The organism is Rhodococcus sp. ZPP, assembly GCF_017656075.1.
Taxonomy (GTDB): domain Bacteria; phylum Actinomycetota; class Actinomycetes; order Mycobacteriales; family Mycobacteriaceae; genus Rhodococcus_F; species Rhodococcus_F oxybenzonivorans.
In genome coordinates this window covers 1,144,594-1,166,315 of the sequence record NZ_CP058638.1, presented here as the reverse complement: position 1 = coordinate 1,166,315, position 21,722 = coordinate 1,144,594, and the positions used below count along the sequence as shown (strand labels likewise).

Genomic DNA, 21,722 nt, shown 5'->3' with positions numbered 1-21,722 from the left:
CAGCCTCCGAGTCGAGCTTCGATCAAGGGATCACGCGCGAGTACGTGCCGCCGCAGGGTCGGCGGCACGTACAGACCGAGGCCTAACCGCCTTCGACGACCCGGGCGACCGACTCCGACACGACCACCGGCTTGTCGGAGCCTTCCCGTTCGACCACCTGAGTCATCGTCACCTGGATGCCGCCGCCGACCTGTTCGGCGGCCGTCACGGTCGCCCGCATCCGGATCCGCGAACCGACGGGAACGGGGGCGGGAAACCGGACTTTGTTGTATCCGTAGTTGAGGCTGTGCGCGAAACCGTCGAATCGCAGCAGGGTCGCGGAGAGGGCAGGTCCGAGGGACAGGCTGTAGAGACCGTGCGCGATCGTTCCGCCGAGCGGACTCGATGCGGCGCGTTCGGGGTCGACGTGAATCCATTGATGGTCACCGGTGGCGTCGGCGAACGCGTTGACCCGTTCCTGGGTGACCTCGTGCCACTCGGTGGGGCCCAATTCTCTCCCGATCAGAGCGGTGAGCTCGTCGTAGCTAACCGGGCGGACGGGCAGTTGAGTCGTGTCGGTCATCGGTCTCCCTCGATTGCGGATGGTGGGTGTCGGTCATGTCTGAGGCGAACTGCCTTGCGGTTTCGCTGCACAGCCACTTGAACTTGACGACGGATTCAACTATACAAAAGAGAGACGCGAGTCACAATGTACGGCGAAGGAGAGGAAGCCTCGTGAAGGTTGCACAGAAGGTCGCCATCGTGACCGGCGGTGGAAACGGGATCGGCGGAGCGATCGCCGAACGTCTCGCCACGAACTGAGGCGGAGATCATGACCACTGACGAACAGACGATCGCGCGAGAACTGACCGAACGGGTCACGGCGCTGCTCGAGCAGAACGACACCTCGAATCCGACGCAGTTCCTCGGCGCGCGGTTCGACGCCGGCCTCGCGTGGGTTCACTTCGCGCGCGGACGTGGCGGGCTCGGTCTGCCGCAGAGCTTCCAGGCCCAGGTCGACGCGCAGCTGGAAGCGGCGGGCGCGCCGGCACCGGCGAAGGGCCGCAACGGCATCGGCCTGGGGATGGCCGCGCCCACCATCGCGGCCTTCGGGACCGACGAACAGCAGCGAAAATATCTGCGTCCGATTTTTACCAGCGAGCACATTTGGTGCCAGTTGTTCAGTGAGCCGGGGGCGGGTTCCGACCTCGCTGCGGTGGCGACGCGTGCGGTCCGTGACGGCGACAACTGGATCGTCAACGGCCAGAAGGTGTGGACGTCGGGCGCGCAGAATGCGCAGCGGGCTATCCTCGTGGCCCGCACCGATCCTGCCGTGCCTAAACATGCGGGTCTCACCTACTTTCTCTGTGACATGAGCGATCCCGGCGTCGACGTTCGCCCCCTGCGCCAGATCACCGGCGAGGCCGAGTTCAACGAGGTGTTCCTCACCGACGTGCGAATTCCCGACGCCGATCGGCTCGGGGACGAGGGGCAAGGCTGGCGGGTGGCAACCGCGACCCTCAACAACGAACGCGTTGCGATCGGCGGGTCGGCCGCCGCACGCGAAAGCGGCATGATCGGCCCCGTGGCCGCGGCCTGGCGAGAACGTCCCGAACTGCGGGACCCGGCAATGCACGACGAACTTCTCGGGTTGTGGGTCGAAGCCGAAGTCGCCCGGCTGACCGGTGAACGGCTACGGCAGCAACTCGCGGCCGGGCAACCCGGCCCCGAGGGGTCCGGACTGAAGCTCGCCTTCGCCCAGCTCGCACAGACCATCTCCGGATTCGACATCGAGCTGCACGGCGAGGCGGGTTTGCGCTACGACGACTGGACCATGCGCAGGCCCGACAAGGTGGACTTCACCGGACGTGAACCCGGATACCGCTACCTGCGCGCGAAAGGTAATTCGATCGAGGGCGGCACGTCGGAAATCCTGCGGAACGTCATCGCAGAACGTGTTCTCGGGCTGCCCCCCGAGCATCGCGTCGACAAGGACATCGCCTGGAAGGACCTGCCCCGATGAGCACCGCAGATCTGCTGTACACCGACACCGAAGACGCCCTCCGCGACAGTGTCCGGCGGCTGCTCGCCGACCGTTGCCCGCACGAGCTCGTCATGAGCGCCTACGACTCGTCGCCCGGTGACTTCTCCGCCGTCTGGAAGTCGCTCGCCGTCGAACTCGGACTGTCCGGTCTCCTCGTCCCCGAATCGATCGGCGGGGCAGGGGCGGGCGCAAGGGAAGCCGCCGTGGTCATGGAAGAGATCGGACGTGCCGTGGCGCCCGTCCCGTATCTCTCCAGCGCTGTACTCGCGACGGTCGCGCTGGTGAAGGCGGGAGACACGACCATCGTCCGGGATCTCGCCGAAGGCGCCACCACCGGTGCCCTCACGATCGGCCTGGCCACGCCGCCCGACCGCTTCAGCGCGACCGTCCGACTGGGCGCCGACGGGTTGACCGGCCGCGTCACCAGTGTTGCGGGCGCCGCGGAAGCCGAACTTCTGGTCGTTCCGGTGCAGGGGCCTGACGGGCTCGAGCTTCACACTGTGCGCACGGACAGCGCCGGCGTCACCGTGACCCCGATTCTCGCGCTGGACATGACGCGTCCCCTTGCCGATGTCGACTTCACCGCTGTGTCGTCGACTCGGGTCGACGACGGTGCGGCAGTAGAGGCCATTCGCGGCGCTCTCCTCTGCGGTGCTGCGCTCCTCGCCTCCGAACAACTCGGAGTGGCACAGTGGTGCTTCGACACCACGCTCGCCTACGTCAAGGAGCGCAAGCAGTTCGGGCGTGCCGTCGGCTCGTACCAGGCGCTGAAGCATCGTCTTGCCGACCTGTGGCTGGAGATCACCTCCGCCGCTGCGGCTGCTCGTTACGCGGCTGACACCGCTGCTCGCGGCGACGGGGACGCCGAGATCGCGGCGGCGATCGCGCAGGCGTATTGCAGTGGTGTCGCCGTTCATGCTGCCGAAGAATGCGTCCAACTGCACGGTGGACTCGGCATGACCTGGGAATACCCCGCGCACCTCTATCTGAAGAGGGCGAAAAGCGATCAGCTCGCCTTCGGCACGGCCTACCGTCACCGAGCGCGTCTCGCCGAATTGATCGATCTGCCCGCGTAACCCGGGCACCACCGACAGTCAGGAAGAAAACGATGAAGGCATGGCGTGTCCACGAACTCGGCGAGCCGCGTACCGCGCTGCAACTCGAGGAGGTCCCGGACCCAGTGGCAGGTCCCGGCCAGGTGCTGGTCAGGGTGCTCGCCGCACCGGCGAACTTCCCCGATGTGCTCCTGTGCCGAGGGGAGTACCAGATCACGCCGCCGCTGCCCTTCACCCCGGGGGTCGAACTGTGCGGCGAGGTGGTTGCCGTCGGAGACGGTGTCACGCGGTTCACGCAGGGCGACCGGGTGATCGGTAATCCGAACCTGCCCGGCGGCGGGTTCGCTCAGCTCGCGGTTCTCGACGAGGCGAACACCTTCACCGCACCGGCCGCCCTCGACGACGCCGAAGCGGCGGCGCTGAGTATCGGATACCAGACGAGCTGGTTCGCCCTCCATCGTCGGACGCATCTCGAGGCGGGCGAGACTCTGCTCGTGCACGCCGCGGCCGGCGGAGTAGGCAGTGCCGCAGTGCAATTGGGGAAGGCGGCCGGGGCGAAGGTCATCGGTGTGGTCGGCGGCGCCGACAAGGCGGAGTATTGTCGCCGGCTCGGGGCCGACCTGGTGATCGATCGCCGCACCGAGGATTTCGTCCCACTCGTCAAGGAGTTCACCGGTGGACGCGGAGCCGACGTCGTCTACGACCCGGTCGGTGGAGATGCCTACGCCAAGTCCACCAAGTGCATCGCTTTCGAGGGACGCATCCTGATCATCGGCTTCGCGGGCGGCACCATCCCGACTCCGGGACTCAACCACGCGCTGATCAAGAATTACTCGATCATCGGACTGCACTGGGGCCTGTACAAGCAGTACAACCAGCAGGCCATCGCCGACTGCCACGAGGAGCTGACCCGGCTCGCCGCGTCCGGCGCGATCCGCCCCCTCATCAGTGAGCGGCTCTCGCTCGCCGACGTCGCCGACGGACTCGGTCGGCTCGGTGAGGGCAGCACCGTCGGTCGGCTCGTCTTTCAACCGTGAAAGGAATGCTCGTGGATGCTCATTCGCTATTCGATGTCGCCGGAAAGACTGTAGTCGTCACGGGAGGTTCGCGCGGTATCGGCCGGATGATCGCCGAAGGATTCGTCCGGGCGGGAGCGCGGGTCCTCGTGTCGTCCCGTAAAGCCGACGACTGCGCCGAGACGGCGTCCGAGCTGTCCGCGCTCGGGCCGGGGTCCTGTCAAGCCCATCCCGCCGATCTGTCCACTCCGGACGGCATCGACAGCCTCGCCGCCCACGTCGAGGAGGTAGCCCCGCGACTCGACGTTCTGGTCAACAATGCCGGCGCGACGTGGGGCGCACCGGTCGACGAGTTTCCCGAGGCCGCGTTCGACAAGATCTTCGACATCAACGTCAAGAGTGTGTTCTCGCTGACGCAGAAACTACTGCCCAGACTGCGGGCCGCGGCCACCGGGGATCAACCCGCCCGGATCATCAACATCGGTTCGATCGACGGCCTGGTCGTGTCGAGCAGCGACAACTTTTCGTACGGAGCGAGTAAAGCTGCCGTGCACATGCTCACGCGGAAGCTCGCGGCCACACTGGCCGGCGAGAACATCACCGTCAATGCGATTGCGCCCGGACCATTTCCGACGAAGATGATTGCCCACCTCCTCGGCGATACGGCGCGCCGGGAACTCGTCGAGAGCGCCGTTCCACTCGGCCGGGTCGGCTGTGCCGAGGACATCGCGGGCACCGCGATATTCCTGTCCTCGCGGGCGGGCGCATACCTGACGGGCACCGTCATCCCCGTCGACGGGGGACTGTCGGGCACACGTTGACGCCGGCGGGCATACAGAATTACGAATTCGGACGAGATCGAGAGGCGGTACGGCGGCGATGAGCTGGTACGACGACAGGCCCTGGATGGACCGGTACGAGGAGAGGGTTCGACGCGTGGGAGATATCCCCGCCCGTACCGCGCTCGACATGTTCGAGTCGGCGGTCGTCACCGCCGGAGACGGCCCGGCGGTGCGTTACCTCGGCGGCACGCTCGGCTACCGGGAAGTCGACCAACTCACCGACGGTATCGCCGCGTACCTGCTCGAGAACGGGTTTCAGCGGGGCGACCGGCTCGCGATCTACCTGCAGAACATTCCGCAGTTCGTTCTCGCGTTGATCGGAACGTGGAAGGCCGGCGGTGTCGTCGTTCCTCTCAACCCGATGTACCGGGACGAGCTCGCACCCATCCTCACCGACGCGGGGGTCACCGCGATCGTGTGCAGCGAGAGCGCGTGGGCAGACCGGGTGGGTTCGCGCGCGTCGGAAGCGGGCGTGCGGATCGCGCTCACCTCGAGCGAACTCGACATCCAGACTTCTGACGACGAGCGCTTGTTCCGGACGGTAACCCGTGCCCGCAGTGAGAACGTGCCCGACCTCCTCGAGGTGGCACGGGTGCGGGCCGGAGCGACGGTGCCTGATCCCGGGCTGACACCCGAAGACATTGCCCTGGTGTCCTACACGTCCGGAACCAGCGGCGTACCCAAGGGTGCCACCAACACCCACCGCAACCTGACGGTGAACAGCGCAATTCTGCGACTGTACGAGGACAAACCGGCCGGCGCGCCGATCTTCGCCCTGGCACCGCTCTTCCACATCACGGGAATGGTGTGCCAGCTCCTCACAGCGATCGACCTGGCGTCGCCGCTGATCCTGGTGTACCGCTTCGAACCGGGGGTCGTCCTCGATGCCCTCGAACGTGAGCGGCCGATCTTCATGGTGGGTCCGTCCACCGCGTACATGGCGTTGATGGCGCACCCCGACTTCTCCGGGGAACGCTTCGCCTCCCTCGAGGCCGTCATGTCCGGCGGCGCCCCACTGCCCCCCGCCATCGTCGAGCGCTTCCGCGAGCTCACCGGCAAATACATTCGCAACGGTTACGGGCTCACCGAAACGAGCGCACCCTGCGTCGTCGTCCCGCCCAACCTGGAAGCACCGGTCGATCCGGCATCGGGAACGCTGGCGATCGGCCTTCCCCTGCCCTGCGCAGTGGTCCGGATCATCGGCGAAGACGGAAAAGACCTGGAGCCACTCGAGGTCGGCGAAATTGCCGTCGACGGACCGATGGTGGTACCCGCCTACTGGAACAAGCCGGACGCCACGGCGCAGGCACTGCCGGGTGGCCGTCTCCTCACCGGCGATGTCGGCTTCATGGACGCCGAGGGCTGGGTGTACGTGGTGGACCGCAAGAAGGACATGATCAACGCGTCCGGGTTCAAGGTGTGGCCGCGGGAGGTCGAGGACGTTCTCTACCAGCATCCGGCGGTGCGCGAAGCCGCAGTCGTCGGTGAACCGGACAGCTATCGCGGTGAAACCGTCGCCGCCTTCGTCAGCCTGCGGCCGGGTACGACGGTGGAGACGGCCGACCTCGTCGAGTACTGCCGGGAGCGGCTGGCTACCTACAAGGCCCCGCGGCGGGTGGAAATCGTCGACGAACTGCCGAAGACGGCGAGCGGGAAGATCCTCCGCCGCGAGATGCGTCGCCGCGCGCCTGCCTGACCTGTGGCGATCCGCCCTGCCCTGCACCCTTCCGCGCGAACGGGACGCTCGTTGCGTCAGATCGAACGAGCGTCCCGTTCGTTCGCGGCGCTCAGGTAAGGACCGCGTGCGGGTAGTCGGCCGCACGGTCCTGGAACGACAGGATCTTGGGGTTCTGCACCACTCCGTCGCGGATCTCGATCGCCCGCCGGATCGTCTCGCTGGTGTCCCAGGCCGCGGGTCCACCGAGAACGGTGCGCAGATGGGGGAGCAGCGCCTCGCTGATCTCCCAGGTGGCGGAGTTCCACAAATGTGACGGGCTGTGGTCGACACCGTAGTAGCGGACGTTCTCGCCGATCATGAACGTCGGGTCCGCGAAGGAGGTTGGACGCGCCCAGGCAAAGCCCATCCCTTCGTCGCAGGACACGTCGACGACGAGGCAACCAGGCAGGAGGGTGTCGATGTCCTCGTCGACGAGGAAGGTCAGCGGCGCCTCGGTGTCCTGCAGAACACAGTTGACGATGATGTCGTGACGGGCCAGGAAACCCGCCAGCGGCAGCCGGCCGTCGTCCGTCGTGACGTGGCTTCGACGTGGGTCGGCGTCGTCGTGGTCGAACTGGACGATCTCCGCCGAGTGGATGGGCGAGCTGACGGCGGTCACGCCACGCTGCGTGACGACATGAACGTCATGGATTCCCAGAGCATTCAGCGCGGTGACGGCCCCGCGGGCGGTGGCCCCGAAACCGAGCACGACCGCGCGGAGTCGACGGCCGTAATCACCCGTCGACCCGGCGATCGACAGGGCGTGCAATACGGACGAGTAGCCGGCGAGCTCGTTGTTCTTGTGGAAGACATGCAGCTGAAACGACCCTTCGGCACTCCAGTGATTCATGGCTTCGAAGGCGACGAGGGTGAGGCGACGATCGATGGCCACCTGGGTGAGCTCGGTGTCCTGCACGCAGTGCGGCCACCCCCAGAGGATCTGTCCGTCGCGCAGATCCTCGAGATCCTTCGCGAGAGGCTTCGGGAGCAGTACGACGTCGGATTGCGCGATCAGCTCGCTCCGTGTGCGCATTCCCGCGACCGAGCGGGCCAGTTGCTCGTCGGACACACCGAACGGCTCGCCGTAACCGTGCTCGAGGTGGATACGGCCCAGCAGGTCGGCGTCGATGCGGGCGAAGTGCAGGGGGTGAATCGGAAGTCGGCGTTCGTCGGCCTTGCTCGAGCGCGCGATCACGCCGAGGGTGAGCGGATGTGGGTGGGGCTGGTGCACGGAGTGTCCCTCGGTTGACGCAAATGGAGAAAAGGATGGCGGAAAGGTGAAGCCGCGAAACCCACAGCGAAGGTGCGAGGGAGCTCAGCGTTCGAATCGATGTACGCGGCCGGGGCCGACGCTGCAGCTCTCGCAGAATGCCCGGGGAGATCACCCGGGGGAGGACTGGTAGCACCAGGAAGAAATGTGCACCGCGCGATGCGGCGCAGTGTTCTCGTGGTGCCCCCGGCAGGATTCGAACCTGCGACCTTTCGCTCCGGAGGCGAACGCTCTATCCCCTGAGCTACGGGGGCGCACCGGAAAACCGGTGTGCCGATTGGGCGCGCCAATCGTAGCGCATCGATGGGGGGAAGAACCAAATCGGTCCCCGACTTCGGCCCACAACTCCCGCACGGTCGACCGAATCCGCCTAGTGTCGAAAGGACGCCTGCGCACATCACGGGAGGGTCGAGGATGACCGATCGGCAGCATGTCCATTCGGAAAACTCGAACGCGGAGTATCCGGAGCGCGAACTCGAGTTGGATCTCCGCTGGTGGTCGGCGGCCAACTATCTCACCGTCGCGCAGATCTATTTGCAGGACAATGTGCTTCTGCGTGAGCCGCTGCTTCGGGAGCACATCAAGCCCCGGCTCCTCGGGCACTGGGGGACCAGTCCCGGTTTGTCGATGATCTACGCGCTTCTCAACAGGTTGATCCGGCGTACAGACGCGGACTGCCTGTACGTGACGGGGCCTGGTCACGGCGGGCCCGCCCTCGTCGCTGCCACGTATTTGGAGGGGACGTACTCGGAGGTGTATCCCGCGGTCTCCGGTGATGCTGCCGGACTCCGGCACTTGTGCCGGCAATTCTCGACACCGGGAGGTATCCCGAGTCATGTCAGCGTGCAGACGCCGGGCAGTATCCACGAAGGCGGTGAGCTGGGATATGCACTGGCGCACGCCGCGGGTGCGGCATTCGACCACCCGAACCTGTTGGTGGCGTGTGTGATCGGAGACGGTGAGGCGGAGACGGGGCCGCTGTCCGCTTCGTGGAAGCTCCCCGCCTTCCTCAACCCGGAACGGGACGGTGCCGTGTTACCGATCCTGCACGTCAACGGGGCCAAAATTGCCGGACCCACCGTCTACGGGCGCAGTACCGACACGGACATCGAACGCTTCCTCAGTGGCCAGGGATGGGCGCCGACCGTGGTCGAGGGCGACGACCCGGCCGTGGTTTTCCGCACACTCGACCGGGCGCTGGTCGACGCGCACGACCGGATAACCGAGATCCGCCAGGAGGCGCGGGCGGGTCGCCGGCATCCTGTGAAATGGCCGGCGATCGTGCTCCGCACTCCGAAGGGCTGGACCGGCCCCCACCGCGTCGATGGTGTCCTCGTCGAGGGAACACATCGTTCCCACCAAGTTCCGCTGTCGGGCGTCCGCACCAACGACGAGCATCGGCGTCAGCTCGAGGAATGGATGCGGTCCTACTCCCCGGAGACCCTGTTCGATCCTCAGGGTGCATTGGTGCCCGAACTCGCTCAGCTGGCGCCGCGGGGCGACAAACGAATGGGTTCTTCTCCCTATGCCAACGGCGGGCGTCTACGCGTCGATCTTCCGATACCACCACTGCACAAGTACGCGTTGACCATCGAAAGGCCGGGGGCCACGCTGCACGAGACCACCCGCGTCCTCGGCGAACTGTTACGGGACGTCTACGCGGCGACCACCACACCGGACGGCGGCGGATACTTTCGGCTGTTCTGCCCGGACGAGACGGCCAGCAATCGGTTGGGCGCCGTGTTCGAGAGCACTGATCGATGCTGGCAGCTACCCGTCGCCGACTACGACGACCACCTGTCCGCGGGCGGACGGGTGATGGAGGTGCTCAGCGAGCACCTGTGCGAGGGGTGGCTCGAGGGGTACCTGCTGTCCGGGCGGCACGGGCTCTTTGCCAGCTACGAGGCCTTCGCCATGGTCAGTGTGTCGATGCTCGTTCAGCACGCGAAGTGGCTGCAACACGCGGTGGACCTGCCGTGGCGATCGCCGGTGGCCTCGCTCAACGTGCTGTTGACCAGCACCTGCTGGCGCAACGACCACAACGGTTTCAGCCACCAGGGGCCCGGGATGATCGACGCCGTCATTCCCCTCGCCCCGGATGTCGTTCGGGTGTGGCTTCCCCCCGACTCGAACACGCTGCTCTCGATTGCCGACCACTGTCTCCGCAGCACCGACCACGTCAACGTCATCGTGGTGGACAAGCAACCGCACCTCCAATACTTGACGCTCGAGGAAGCGAACGCGCACTGCGCGGCCGGGGCGTCGGTCTGGGCGTGGGCGGGTACCGAGGCAGCCGCCGATACCGTGGACATCGTGCTTGCCGCGGCGGGTGACGTTCCTACGCAAGAAATTCTCGCGGCAGCCCAGCTGTTGCGTGAGCACACACCCGACCTCGTCACCCGTGTGGTCAACGTGGTCGATCTGATGGCGTTGCTGACGCCCACGGAGCACCCGCACGGTTTCGACGACCGCACATTCACCGACCTCTTCACCGCTGATACCGACGTGGTGTTCGCGTTCCACGGCTATTCACGCGCGGTCCACGAGTTACTGCACGGTCGGCCGCAACCCGAACGCTTTCATGTTCGCGGCTTCAGCGAGCAGGGCACCACGACCACCCCGTTCGACATGGTGGTGCTGAACAGGATGAGCCGCTACCACCTCGCGCTCGAGGCGCTGCGCCGTGTAGAGGCCGAACCCGCCGGGGCCACCGAGCTCGCCGATTTCTGCCTCACCCAGCTCGAGCGGCACGGCGAGTACGTGGTCGAGCACTTCGAGGACCTGCCGGAGGTACGCGACTGGACCTGGTCCTGAGGGGCGGCGAGGCCGTCAGTTCATCGGGAGCGGAGCGGCGCCGCGTTCGGTGAGCATGTCGGTGAGCAACCTCGACTCGCCCTGCTGGGTCTCGACCATGGTCTGTGCGAGCCCGCGGACGGCGGGCTCGGAGGCCCGTTGCGCGGCGTATTCCATCATGGGCAGTCCACCCTGGTGATGTCGCAACATCAACTGGAGGTATTCGACGTCGACCGCGGTCCCCGTGGCCTGTCGCAGCCTGGCCATGTCCTCGGACGACGCCATTCCCGGCATCGTCGGCATCGACCCAGTATGTGCGTTCTCGCCGGAGGAATGATCGTGTCCGCCGTCGTGCTCCGACGCCATCCAGCCCATGTAGCCGCCGGACGGGAGGGACGGCTGATCCCAGATCGAGAGCCATCCTTGCATCTGGCCGAGCTGGTTCTGCTGGGTGGTCAGGATGTCGTAGGCGAGAGTCCGGACGGTGGGATCACTCGTGTTCCGGATGGCGATCGCCGACATCTCCACCGCCTGACTGTGGTGCACGCTCATGTCCTGGGCGAATCCCACATCGACGGATCCCGCCTGGGGAACCGCAGAGTTGTTGTCCTGCAGTGGAAGTCGCGCCAGGAATCCGAGGGCGAAACCGAGTGCGACGGCACCGATCACTCCGATCACCAAGAGCGCGGCGCGCTGACTCGGCCTGGAGTGGGCCGGCTCGGCCCCGGACCCGACTCCGGACCCGACTCCGGATCCGGGTGCGGAGTCGGCCGATTCAGCCATTACCGCCCTCGGCGGGCGCCTGCTGCAGGTCGGAGGGCAGCTGCAAATCGCTCGGCAACTGGGCTCCCGCCCCGCCTGTCTCGGACTGGTCCGGCGCGATGCCGCCACCGTCCATCGGCACTGCGTCGGTGCCGGGTGCGCTCGGATCGAAGGGGGGCGGGTTGTCCGGGTCGAAACCGGAGCCGGGGATGGTCGAGCAGCTGGCACCGACCTCCGGGTAGGTGTTCTTGTTGATACGCAGGGCCGTGATGAACTGATCGATCCGCTCGTCGTCGGCGCTGTCGAGCTTCAGCTGGTGGCCCCACGACTGCAGAGAGATCGGACTGTCGAGCCCCGGGTACGGCGACATCAGGGTGTAGCTCTGGCCGTCCACCTTGTCCTGCAGTGTGTCGACCTGCTCCGCAGACAGCGTGTCGGGGTTGTAGGCGACCCACACGGCGCCGTGCTCGAGAGAGTGCACTGCGTTCTCGGTGCGGATCGCATTGGCGTACACGGTGCCGGTGCACGTCGCCCAGATGGCGTCGTGCGGGCCGCCGAACGGAGGTGACTGGTCGTAGGCGACGCGCTGCGTCGGCTGGATGTGGATGCCGGCCGGGTAGTCGATCTTCAGCACGCCGTCGATGTTGACCGAAGGGTCGGGATTTTCGGCACTGGGTGCGTACCGCTGGGCCTCCTCCTTCGCCTGATACTTGGGCACCAGGTTGACCGCGAGGATCGCGACGAGCGCGAGGACCGCCGCCGACGCACCGATCGTCAGCCACGGAATGTGCCGGGGCGCGGAGACGCCGCCCTTGGCTTTCGCGCCGCCACTCTTGCTCTTGGCGGCCTTGATGGCCTTGGCCGACTTGGCACCGGAGTTCTTACCGGGACCGCGACTATCCGAACCGCTTGGCATCGATTGTGATCTTTCGGTGTGTGGGTTACGGGCGCTCTACCCCGGTTCGCCCGAGGCTGAGACCGGGACTCAGGGCGACCCCACTCTACTTACCCACCCTGAGCGCAAGCTGGGAGAGTGGCATCCGCCACGCCGGTCGGGGCCTATCCGGCCGTCTGTGGGACTCCGGGCCAGGCGGGTCACCGCCCGGGACGTCTTGGCCATAGGATAGATACCTGTGACTCCAGCTGACCTTGCCGAACTGCTCCGCGGAACCGCCGCGAAGGTGCTCGCCGAACGTGGACTCGACGTGTCCGTGCTACCCGAAACTCTCACGGTCGAGCGCCCGCGCAACCCCGAGCACGGTGATTACGCCACCAACGTCGCGATGCAGGTGGCAAAGAAGGTCGGCACCAACCCCCGCGAACTCGCGACCTGGCTCGCCGAGGCGCTGACCGCCGCCGAGGGTATCGACAGTGCCGATATCGCCGGCCCCGGTTTCCTCAACATCCGCCTGGCCGCCGACGCCCAGGGCGCCATCGTCGCCAAGATCCTCGAAGCGGGCACCGCGTACGGATCCGGGCACACCCTCGACGGCAAGAAGATCAACCTGGAGTTCGTGTCCGCAAACCCGACCGGACCCATCCACCTCGGCGGTACGCGCTGGGCTGCTGTCGGTGACGCGCTCGGCCGCATCCTGTCCACCCAGGGTGCCGCCGTCACACGCGAGTACTACTTCAACGACCACGGCGCCCAGATCGACCGCTTCTCCCGGTCGCTCATCGCCGCCGCCAAGGGGGAACCTGCTCCCGACGACGGTTACGCGGGTGCATACATCGCCGACATCGCGGCTCAGGTGCTCGCGCAGCGTCCCGATGCACTGGAACTTCCGGCGGGTGAGCAGCAGGAAGTGTTCCGTTCGCTCGGAGTCGACCTGATGTTCGCGCACATCAAACGCACCCTGCACGAGTTCGGAGTGGACTTCGACGTCTACTTCCACGAAAACTCGCTGTTCGAGTCCGGTGCGGTCGAGAAGGCCGTCGAGACCTTGAAGTCCTCCGGCAGTCTCTTCCAGGAGGACGGTGCCTGGTGGCTCAAGAGCACCGACTTCGGTGACGACAAGGATCGTGTCGTCATCAAGAGTGACGGCAACGCGGCCTACATTGCGGGGGACATCGCCTACTTCCAAAACAAGCGTGCGCGCGGCTTCGATCTGTGTATCTACATGCTCGGCGCGGATCATCACGGCTACATCGGCCGGCTCAAGGCCGCGGCCGCCGCATTCGGCGACGACCCGGACACCGTCGAGGTGTTGATCGGGCAGATGGTCAATCTGGTCCGCGACGGGGTCGCCGTGAAGATGAGCAAGCGGGCCGGGACGGTGATCACGCTCGACGACCTGGTCGAGGCCATCGGTGTCGACGCCTCGCGATACGCGTTGATCCGCTCGTCGGTGGATTCGAGCATCGACATCGACCTCGAGCTGTGGACCAGCACGGGCAACGAGAACCCGGTCTACTACGTGCAGTACGCGCACGCCCGGTTGTCGGCCATTGCGCGCAACGCCGCCGAGCTGGGTGTCACGGTTGCCGATCCGGCCTTCGCGTTGTTGGTCTCCGAGCAGGAGGGTGATCTCATCCGCACGCTCGGCGAGTATCCGCGCGTCGTCACCAGTGCGGCGAATCTCCGTGAGCCGCACCGCATTGCGCGGTACCTCGAAGAGCTGGCCGGCGCTTACCACCGGTTCTACGGCGCGTGCCGGGTTCTGCCTCAGGGCGACGAGGAGGTCGGGCCACTGCATGTCGCGCGGCTCGCTCTGTGCGACGCCTCGCGTCAGGTACTGGCAAACGGTCTCGCGCTCCTCGGCGTGAGCGCCCCGGAGCAGATGTGAACGCGCATCCCGCCGGTCCCAAGCACGCCGAACAGCTACACGCGCCCGGACTGCCCGAACGTCCCACCGACGCAACGGCATTCGCGGCGCTCGCTCCTGAGGTGTGGCCCCGCAACGCGGAACGCGGTCCGGACGGAGTCGTCCGATTGGCCGGGATTCCGGTCACCGAACTCGCGGCGACGTACGGGACGCCACTGTTCGTCGTCGACGAGGACGATTTCCGCTCCCGCTGCCGTGACATGGCGCGCGCATTCGGGCCCTCGGCCAAAGTCCACTACGCGTCCAAGGCGTTTCTCTGCGGCGAGATCGCCCGTTGGGTGGCAGACGAGGGGCTGTCGCTCGACGTCGCCTCGGGCGGTGAACTGGCGATTGCGTTGCATGCAGGGTTCCCGGCGGAGCGAATCGCCATGCACGGCAACAACAAGTCGGTCGCCGAACTTCAGGCGGCAGTGAAGGCCGGAGTGGGCCACATCGTCCTGGACTCGTCCATGGAGATCGACCGCCTCGACGCAGTCGCCGCCGAAGCCGGTGTCGTACAGGATGTCCTGATCCGTGTGACGGTCGGAGTGGAAGCACACACCCACGAGTTCATCTCGACCGCCCACGAGGACCAGAAGTTCGGTTTCTCACTGGCAGGCGGCAAGGCGATCGACGCGGTCCGGCGAGTATTCGCCGCAGACAATCTGCGTCTCGTCGGGCTGCACAGCCATATCGGTTCGCAGATCTTCGACGTGGACGGATTCGAGGTGGCAGCACACCGGGTGATCGGGCTGCTCCGCGACGTCGTCGCCGAGTTCGGTGTGGACAAGACCGCCCAGATCTCGATCATCGACCTCGGTGGCGGTATGGGCATCTCGTACGTGCCCAGCGACGATCCTCCGCCCGTGGACGAGTTGGCGGCCAAACTCGGCGACATCGTGCGCAACGAGTCCGCTCTCGCCGGCCTGCCCGAGCCGACCCTTGCGGTCGAGCCGGGACGAGCGATCGCCGGGCCGGGGACGGTCACGCTCTACGAGGTCGGCACCATCAAAGACGTCACCGTCGGGAGCGCGCTCACTCGCCGCTACGTCAGTGTCGACGGCGGAATGAGCGACAACATCCGCACGGCGCTGTATCAAGCGGAATATGAAGCGAAGCTCGTCTCCCGAGTCAGCGGAGCCGAACCCGTGGTGTCGCGAGTCGTGGGTAAACACTGCGAATCCGGCGACGTCGTCATCCGTGACACCTGGATGCCCGAGGACATCGATGCCGGCGATTTGCTTGCCGTCGCTGCCACCGGTGCATACTGCTACTCGATGTCGAGTAGGTACAACCTGCTCACCCGTCCTGCCGTGGTGGCGGTGCGCGACGGACAGTCGCGCGTGATCCTCCGGAGGGAAACCGTGGAAGACCTGCTCAGCTTGGAGGTACAAGAGTGACCGTCGAATCGGCGCAACGTGCTGTCGGTGTGACCGAATCGGCGCATCGCGCTATCGGAGTGGCCGTCCTCGGCCTCGGCAACGTCGGGAGCGAGGTGGTTCGCATCCTGCAAGAGCACAGCGAAGACCTCGAGGCCCGCGTCGGTGCGCCCCTGGAACTGCGGGGAGTGGCGGTCCGCCGCCCCGGCAAGGACCGGGGCATACCGGAGGAGTTGCAGACCACGGACGCGGACTCGCTCGTGGCGCGCGACGACGTCGACATCGTCGTCGAGGTGATCGGCGGCATGGACCTTCCGCGCAAGCTGATCCTGTCGGCACTCAACTCCGGCAAGTCCGTCGTCACCGCCAACAAGGCCCTCCTCGCCGAGCACACCGGTGAACTCGCCGAGGCGGCAGAGCTGCACCGCGTCGACCTGTACTTCGAGGCGGCCGTCGCCGGTGCGATCCCCGTGATCCGCCCGCTCACCCAGTCCCTTGCCGGTGACCGGGTGAACAAGGTCGCCGGAATCGTGAACGGCACCACCAACTTCATCCTGTCGGCCATGGACGAAACCGGGGCCGACTATGCGGAAACGCTCGCGGAGGCGGGAAGACTCGGCTACGCCGAAGCCGATCCCACCGCCGACGTAGAGGGTTACGACGCCGCGGCGAAGGCCGCTATCCTCGCGTCCATCGCCTTCCATACGCGGGTCACCGCGGGTGATGTGTACCGCGAGGGTATCTCCAACATCACCGCTGCCGACCTGACGTCGGCGAGGGCCCTCGACTGCACTATCAAGCTGCTCTCCATCTGCGAGCGCATCCCCACACCCGACGGCAAGGAGCGCATCTCCGCACGGGTCTACCCGGCGCTGGTGCCGCTGAGTCACCCCCTCGCGTCGGTCAACGGAGCATTCAACGCAGTGGTTGTCGAGGGAGAGAACGCCGGAAGGCTGATGTTCTACGGTCAGGGCGCCGGCGGTGCCCCCACCGCGTCTGCTGTGATGGGTGATCTGGTGATGGCCGCGCGCAACAAGGTGCACGGTGGCCGCGGTCCGCGCGAGTCGAAGTACGCCAAGCTCAAGATCGCGCCCATCGGCGACATCCCGACGCGCTACTACGTCAACATGCAGGTGACGGACAAGGCCGGTGTGCTGTCGGCCGTTGCCGCCGAATTCGCCGAGCACGGCGTGAGCATTTCGACGGTGCGGCAGGAAGGCGCGGGCGACGGTGCCCGGCTGGTGGTCGTTACCCATGTCGCGACGGACTCCGCGTTGTCGGAAACCGTTGAGGCATTGAGCAAACTCGAATTCGTCACCGCTGTGACCAGCGTGCTGCGACTGGAAGGCACCGAACAATGACCGGCACCCGCAACCCCGTGCACACTCCATGGCCGGGGCTGATCGAGGCCTACCGTGACCGCCTCGCGATCGGACCGAACTGGAAGACGGTGACCCTCCGTGAGGGCGGCACGCCGCTGCTTCCCGCCGGGCATCTGTCCGAGATCACGGGCTGCGACGTCTACCTCAAGGTCGAGGGTCTCAACCCCACCGGCTCCTTCAAGGACCGCGGGATGACGATGGCCGTGACCGACGCCCTGGCGCGCGGTCAGCAGGCTGTGCTGTGCGCGTCGACGGGCAATACGTCCGCCTCGGCGGCCGCCTACGCCGCCAAGGCGAAGATGAGCTGCGCGGTGCTGGTACCGCAGGGCAAGATTGCCATGGGCAAGCTGGCGCAAGCGGTCATGCACGGCGCCCGGATCATCCAGGTCGAGGGTAACTTCGACGACTGCCTCGAGCTGGCGCGCAAGACCACGGCGGAGTTCCCGACCATCGGCCTGGTCAACTCGGTGAACCCGGTCCGGATCGAAGGCCAGAAGACCGCGGCTTTCGAAATTTGTGATGCGTTGGGCAAGGCCCCGGACGTCCACGCGCTTCCCGTCGGCAACGCCGGCAACATCACCGCCTACTGGCGGGGTTATTCCGAGTACTACGCCGACGGGCTCACGAGCGTGAAGCCTCGCATGCTGGGCGTTCAGGCGGCAGGTGCCGCCCCGCTCGTCCACGGTGCACCCGTCAAGGACCCGGAGACCATCGCGACGGCCATCCGCATCGGTTCGCCCGCGTCCTGGAACGGTGCGGTCGCCGCGAAGGAGGAGTCGCACGGGGCCTTCCGCGCCGCGACGGACGAGGAAATCCTCGAGGCGTACCGACTGATCGCCTCCACCGAAGGTGTGTTCGTCGAACCCGCGTCGGCGGCGAGTGTCGCAGGACTGCTGGCCGCCCGGAAGGAAGGCTGGCTCGACTCCGGACTCACCGTGGTCTGCACGGTCACCGGCAACGGATTGAAGGACCCGGATACCGCACTCGCCGGTATGCCTGTCGTGCAACCCATTCCGGTCGATCCTGTCGCTGTCGCGTCGGCCCTCGAGCTGGCGTAGTGGTGGCGCCCACGCCCATCACGCCGCAGGATCAGACCGCAGACATGACACAGACCCTGCCCACCGGGCTCACCGTGACTGCCCGTGTGCCGGCGTCGAGCGCCAATCTCGGGCCCGGATTCGACACCCTCGGCATCGCGCTCGGGCTCTACGACGAGATCACGGTCACCACCACGGGTTCGGGTTTGAAGATTCGTGTCGAGGGTGAGGGCGCCGAGGACGTGCCGTGGGGCCCCTCCCATCTGGTGGTACGCGCGATCGAACGTGGTCTGGAGTCGGCCGGCGTGTGGGCGGAGGGCCTCGACGTCGTGTGCCGCAATGCAATACCGCACTCGCGAGGCCTGGGGTCGTCCGCGTCTGCCGTGGTCGGCGGGTTGGCCGCGGCCAACGGTCTCGCGATGAAGCTCGATCCCGCACTCGGCCTCTCGCCCGACCAACTGGTCCAGTTGTCGTCCGAGTTCGAGGGGCACCCCGACAACGCTTCGGCGAGCGTGCTGGGCGGCGCCGTGGTGTCGTGGAGTTGTGAAGATCAGGAATCCGCGGGCGCCTCCACGTCCGGGAATCGCTACTACGCGGTGCCCCTGACGGTGCATCCCGCGATCCGGGTCATCGCCCTGATCCCGGGTGAGCGTTCGTCGACCGCTCACACGCGGGGATTGTTGCCCGAGGTCGTGGCGCACCGTGACGCCGCGTTCAACGTCAGTCGCGGCGCTCTCGCTGTGGTGGCGCTCACGGAACGGCCGGACCTTCTGATGCCGGCCACTGAGGATCGGCTCCACCAGGTTCAGCGGGCTCCCGCCCTTCCGCTGACCACCCGGTGGATCTCCTTGCTGCGGAAAGCCGGCATTGCCGCGGCGGTCTCCGGTGCGGGACCGACAGTCCTCGCGTTGAGTACCGAGCCGCTACCGGACGATCTCCGAGTACAGGCGGAGGCCGAGGGACTGCAAGTCCTCGAACTCGACGTCGCCGAAGGCGTCCGGATCAGCTGACACGCCGGAAACGGGTCTTCTTGCCCCTACGGTCGTTCACAGCTATCCTGGGCAATGTCCGTACATCGTGCGCATCAGACGCCGGTGCTTCACCAGGGCGATTACTCCAGGTCAATCGGGGTTGACGGCTCCTGGCACGATCCTCCGCACTTTCTGTTGTGTAGGGATTGTGAGTGCGCCTGTTCAAGGTGATGTGATGGCGGGCAAGCCGGCAGTTCAGCTAAGCAACGACGTACGGCACATCCGAATTCGGTACTGAACCGGATTACGGGACGAACCCTCGACTCTGCGCAGCGCGAGTGAGGGAAGGAAAGGACCTCCGTGACCGATACGGACCTCATCGCCGCTCCTGCGGACGCCTCCTCGGTGGATACCGTTGGCGCGCAGGCAGGCGACTCTTCACAGGCGTCATCGACCGCACCGGAAAACGGTGCAGTGACGGCCTCCACAAAGCGCGCCGAGGCGCGCCGAGGTGCCGGGCTGTCCGGGATGGTGCTGACCGAGCTCCGTGCCCTTGCGGGCGAGCTCGGTATCAAAGGCATTTCAGGGATGCGTAAGGGCGACCTGATCGCCGCGATCAAGGATCGGCAGGGCGCCTCGTCGGCGCCGGCCGCTGCGACGACCGAGGCCGCGCCCCGCACCCGGACGTCCCGCACCAAGCGTGAGCAGCCCGCGCAGACTGCCCTCGACGTGTCTCCGCAGCAGGAGACCGCCGAGAAGGCGGCCGAAAGCAAGGCGCCGGAACCTGCAGTCGCCGACGGCAGCGCGGCCGACACCGATGTCCCCGAGGGGGGCCGACGCGGGCGTCAGCGCCGTGGCTCCTCCCGCCGGGCAGGTGCCCCTGAGCAGGGCGACCAGGCCGACAGCGGACAGGACGCTCCCTCGCAGAATGCTGCCGTCCAGAATGGCGTCGACACCCAGCAGGCCGAGCGCAAGCAGGTCGACGACCGTCAGGACAGTGCGGAAAAGTCCGGAAGGCAGGACGGCTCCGGTGAGCAGTCCGGCGACCGCACGCGGCGTGAGCGTGGGGACAACCGCGGCAGCGACCGTGGTGACCGGAACGACCGCGGCGACACCCGCGAGCGGGACCGCGGTGACACGCGCGAACGTGACCGCGACCGGGGTGATCGCAACCAGGGCAGCAACAACGGCCCGCGCACGAGCGACAACCGTGACAACCGGGGCGGCGACGACGAAGAAGGCGGCCGCGGACGACGTGGACGGCGCTTCCGCGAGCGTCGTCGTGGGCGCGACCGCGGCGAAGGCGGCGGCGGGGACGTGCGTGAGACGGAGATCCGGGAAGACGATGTCCTGCAGCCGGTAGCCGGCATCCTCGACGTCCTCGACAACTACGCTTTCGTGCGGACGTCCGGGTACCTCGCGGGCCCCAACGACGTCTACGTGTCGATGAACCTCATCCGAAAGAACGGACTTCGCCGCGGCGACGCGATCACCGGTGCCGTCCGGGTTGCACGCGAGGGTGACCAGGGAAATCAGCGCCAGAAGTTCAACCCGTTGGTGCGGATCGACACGGTCAACGGCGGCGACATCGAGGCGGCGAAGAAGCGCCCCGAGTTCGGGAAGCTCACCCCGCTGTACCCGAATCAGCGGTTGCGTCTCGAGACCACGCCGAACATCCTCACCACCCGCGTCATCGATCTCGTGATGCCGATCGGTAAGGGTCAGCGCGCGCTCATCGTGAGCCCGCCGAAGGCCGGTAAGACCAGCGTTCTGCAGGCCATCGCCAACGCGATCGCGACCAACAACCCCGAGTGCTACCTGATGGTCGTGCTGGTCGACGAGCGTCCCGAAGAGGTCACCGACATGCAGCGATCGGTCAAGGGTGAGGTCATTTCCTCGACCTTCGACCGCCCGCCGGGAGACCACACCTCGGTCGCCGAGCTCGCCATCGAGCGTGCGAAGCGTCTGGTGGAGGCCGGTAAGGACGTCGTCGTCCTTCTCGACTCGATCACTCGTCTCGGCCGCGCGTACAACAACTCGTCGCCGGCGTCGGGCCGCATCCTGTCCGGTGGTGTCGACTCGACAGCGCTGTACCCGCCGAAGCGTTTCCTCGGTGCAGCCCGCAACATCGAGAACGGCGGTTCGCTCACGATCATCGCGACGGCCATGGTCGAGACCGGTTCCACCGGCGACACCGTGATCTTCGAGGAGTTCAAGGGCACCGGTAACGCCGAGCTCAAGCTCGACCGCAAGATCGCGGAACGGCGGGTGTTCCCGGCTGTCGACGTCAATCCTTCGGGAACGCGTAAGGACGAGCTGCTGCTCAGTCCGGATGAGGCCGCGGTGCTGCACAAGCTCCGCCGGGTGCTGTCTGGTCTCGATTCGCACCAGGCCATCGATCTGCTGATCGATCGCCTCAAGAAGAGCAAGAGCAATCTCGAGTTCCTCATGCAGGTGTCGAAGACCGCTCCGGGCGCGATCGACGACTGAGTGCTCGACACGGCAAAGCCCGGCGACCTGTCGCCGGGCTTTGCCGTTTCTCCAGTACAGAGCAGGTGGAATTAAATGCGGGGGAGCGGCGTTGATCTCTCCGCAAGCACACATGCCGATTGGGATCGCACTCGCGCGATCTGGCATACTGAACGGCTGAGTCCGGTTCCGGTTCACGTCT

General features: G+C 66.5%; 16 protein-coding genes and 1 tRNA gene. 12 read left to right on the top strand and 5 right to left on the bottom strand.

Annotation, left to right across the window (positions count from 1 at the left end):
* Positions 1–82: 82 nt before the first annotated feature.
* Positions 83–562, bottom strand: coding sequence for a MaoC family dehydratase (locus tag HYG77_RS05480; protein WP_109328664.1), 480 nt, complete (start codon positions 560–562; stop codon positions 83–85).
* Positions 563–811: 249 nt separating this feature from the next.
* Between HYG77_RS05480 and HYG77_RS05475 the strand changes: the two genes are divergently transcribed.
* Genes HYG77_RS05475 through HYG77_RS05455 form a run of 5 tightly spaced genes read left to right on the top strand, consistent with a single transcriptional unit; the run spans position 812 to position 6,632 of the window.
* Positions 812–2,002: an acyl-CoA dehydrogenase family protein gene (locus tag HYG77_RS05475; RefSeq protein WP_208962057.1), complete on the top strand. Its 1,191-nt coding sequence runs from the start codon at positions 812–814 to the stop codon at positions 2,000–2,002.
* A complete protein-coding gene (locus HYG77_RS05470; RefSeq protein WP_208962056.1) occupies positions 1,999–3,099 on the top strand; it encodes an acyl-CoA dehydrogenase family protein in 1,101 nt (366 codons plus the stop codon). The genes HYG77_RS05475 and HYG77_RS05470 overlap by 4 nt, the downstream gene beginning before the upstream one ends.
* A gap of 32 nt (positions 3,100–3,131) precedes the next feature.
* On the top strand, positions 3,132–4,115 hold the full coding sequence (locus HYG77_RS05465) for an NADPH:quinone oxidoreductase family protein (RefSeq protein WP_159921180.1): 984 nt from the start codon (positions 3,132–3,134) through the stop codon (positions 4,113–4,115).
* 11 nt (positions 4,116–4,126) lie between these two features.
* Positions 4,127–4,915: an SDR family oxidoreductase gene (locus tag HYG77_RS05460; protein WP_280123293.1), complete on the top strand. Its 789-nt coding sequence runs from the start codon at positions 4,127–4,129 to the stop codon at positions 4,913–4,915.
* Positions 4,916–4,973: 58 nt separating this feature from the next.
* Positions 4,974–6,632, top strand: coding sequence for an AMP-binding protein (locus tag HYG77_RS05455; RefSeq protein WP_208962054.1), 1,659 nt, complete (start codon positions 4,974–4,976; stop codon positions 6,630–6,632).
* A 91-nt stretch (positions 6,633–6,723) separates the two neighbouring features.
* Here HYG77_RS05455 and HYG77_RS05450 read toward each other — a convergent pair whose 3' ends face one another.
* Both HYG77_RS05450 and HYG77_RS05445 read right to left on the bottom strand, forming a co-directional pair.
* Positions 6,724–7,884: a N(5)-(carboxyethyl)ornithine synthase gene (locus tag HYG77_RS05450; protein ID WP_208962053.1), complete on the bottom strand. Its 1,161-nt coding sequence runs from the start codon at positions 7,882–7,884 to the stop codon at positions 6,724–6,726.
* A gap of 217 nt (positions 7,885–8,101) precedes the next feature.
* A tRNA-Arg gene (locus HYG77_RS05445) sits at positions 8,102–8,177 on the bottom strand.
* 160 nt (positions 8,178–8,337) lie between these two features.
* Between HYG77_RS05445 and HYG77_RS05440 the strand changes: the two genes are divergently transcribed.
* Positions 8,338–10,737 (top strand): phosphoketolase family protein, encoded by a 2,400-nt coding sequence (locus HYG77_RS05440; protein WP_208962052.1) that lies wholly within the window; start codon positions 8,338–8,340, stop codon positions 10,735–10,737.
* 15 nt (positions 10,738–10,752) lie between these two features.
* Here the strand turns inward: HYG77_RS05440 and HYG77_RS05435 are convergent, their stop codons facing one another.
* Both HYG77_RS05435 and HYG77_RS05430 read right to left on the bottom strand, forming a co-directional pair.
* Positions 10,753–11,499: a DUF305 domain-containing protein gene (locus HYG77_RS05435; protein ID WP_208962051.1), complete on the bottom strand. Its 747-nt coding sequence runs from the start codon at positions 11,497–11,499 to the stop codon at positions 10,753–10,755.
* A complete protein-coding gene (locus tag HYG77_RS05430) occupies positions 11,492–12,394 on the bottom strand; it encodes a DUF3105 domain-containing protein (RefSeq protein WP_208962050.1) in 903 nt (300 codons plus the stop codon). Before HYG77_RS05430 ends, HYG77_RS05435 begins: the two co-directional genes overlap by 8 nt.
* 217 nt (positions 12,395–12,611) lie before the next feature.
* Here HYG77_RS05430 and argS point away from each other — a divergent pair, with 217 nt between their 5' ends.
* The 6 genes from argS to rho all read left to right on the top strand — a co-directional run bounded on the left by argS (position 12,612) and on the right by rho (position 21,541).
* On the top strand, positions 12,612–14,264 hold the full coding sequence (argS, locus tag HYG77_RS05425; protein WP_109328679.1) for an arginine--tRNA ligase: 1,653 nt from the start codon (positions 12,612–12,614) through the stop codon (positions 14,262–14,264).
* A complete protein-coding gene (lysA, locus tag HYG77_RS05420; protein WP_208962049.1) occupies positions 14,261–15,682 on the top strand; it encodes a diaminopimelate decarboxylase in 1,422 nt (473 codons plus the stop codon). Before argS ends, lysA begins: the two co-directional genes overlap by 4 nt.
* A 53-nt stretch (positions 15,683–15,735) precedes the next feature.
* On the top strand, positions 15,736–17,022 hold the full coding sequence (locus HYG77_RS05415) for a homoserine dehydrogenase (protein ID WP_109334992.1): 1,287 nt from the start codon (positions 15,736–15,738) through the stop codon (positions 17,020–17,022).
* Complete coding sequence (gene thrC, locus HYG77_RS05410) at positions 17,019–18,101, top strand: threonine synthase (RefSeq protein ID WP_109328683.1); 1,083 nt, start codon at positions 17,019–17,021, stop codon at positions 18,099–18,101. Before HYG77_RS05415 ends, thrC begins: the two co-directional genes overlap by 4 nt.
* A 44-nt stretch (positions 18,102–18,145) precedes the next feature.
* Complete coding sequence (gene thrB / locus HYG77_RS05405) at positions 18,146–19,090, top strand: homoserine kinase (RefSeq protein ID WP_109334993.1); 945 nt, start codon at positions 18,146–18,148, stop codon at positions 19,088–19,090.
* Positions 19,091–19,411: 321 nt separating this feature from the next.
* Entirely contained in the window at positions 19,412–21,541 is a 2,130-nt protein-coding gene (gene rho, locus HYG77_RS05400) for a transcription termination factor Rho (protein WP_109328685.1), read from the top strand.
* The last annotated feature ends 181 nt before the right edge of the window (positions 21,542–21,722 follow it).

Excerpts from the sequence above, each read along its gene's own strand:
- HYG77_RS05480 (WP_109328664.1), bottom strand. The coding sequence starts at position 562 with ATGACCGACACGACTCAACTGCCCGTCCGCCCGGTTAGCTACGACGAG.
- HYG77_RS05475 (WP_208962057.1), top strand. The coding sequence starts at position 812 with ATGACCACTGACGAACAGACGATCGCGCGAGAACTGACCGAACGGGTC.
- HYG77_RS05470 (WP_208962056.1), top strand. The coding sequence starts at position 1,999 with ATGAGCACCGCAGATCTGCTGTACACCGACACCGAAGACGCCCTCCGC.
- HYG77_RS05465 (WP_159921180.1), top strand. The coding sequence starts at position 3,132 with ATGAAGGCATGGCGTGTCCACGAACTCGGCGAGCCGCGTACCGCGCTG.
- HYG77_RS05455 (WP_208962054.1), top strand. The coding sequence starts at position 4,974 with ATGAGCTGGTACGACGACAGGCCCTGGATGGACCGGTACGAGGAGAGG.
- HYG77_RS05440 (WP_208962052.1), top strand. The coding sequence starts at position 8,338 with ATGACCGATCGGCAGCATGTCCATTCGGAAAACTCGAACGCGGAGTAT.
- HYG77_RS05435 (WP_208962051.1), bottom strand. The coding sequence starts at position 11,499 with ATGGCTGAATCGGCCGACTCCGCACCCGGATCCGGAGTCGGGTCCGGA.
- HYG77_RS05430 (WP_208962050.1), bottom strand. The coding sequence starts at position 12,394 with ATGCCAAGCGGTTCGGATAGTCGCGGTCCCGGTAAGAACTCCGGTGCC.
- thrC (WP_109328683.1), top strand. The coding sequence starts at position 17,019 with ATGACCGGCACCCGCAACCCCGTGCACACTCCATGGCCGGGGCTGATC.
- thrB (WP_109334993.1), top strand. The coding sequence starts at position 18,146 with ATGACACAGACCCTGCCCACCGGGCTCACCGTGACTGCCCGTGTGCCG.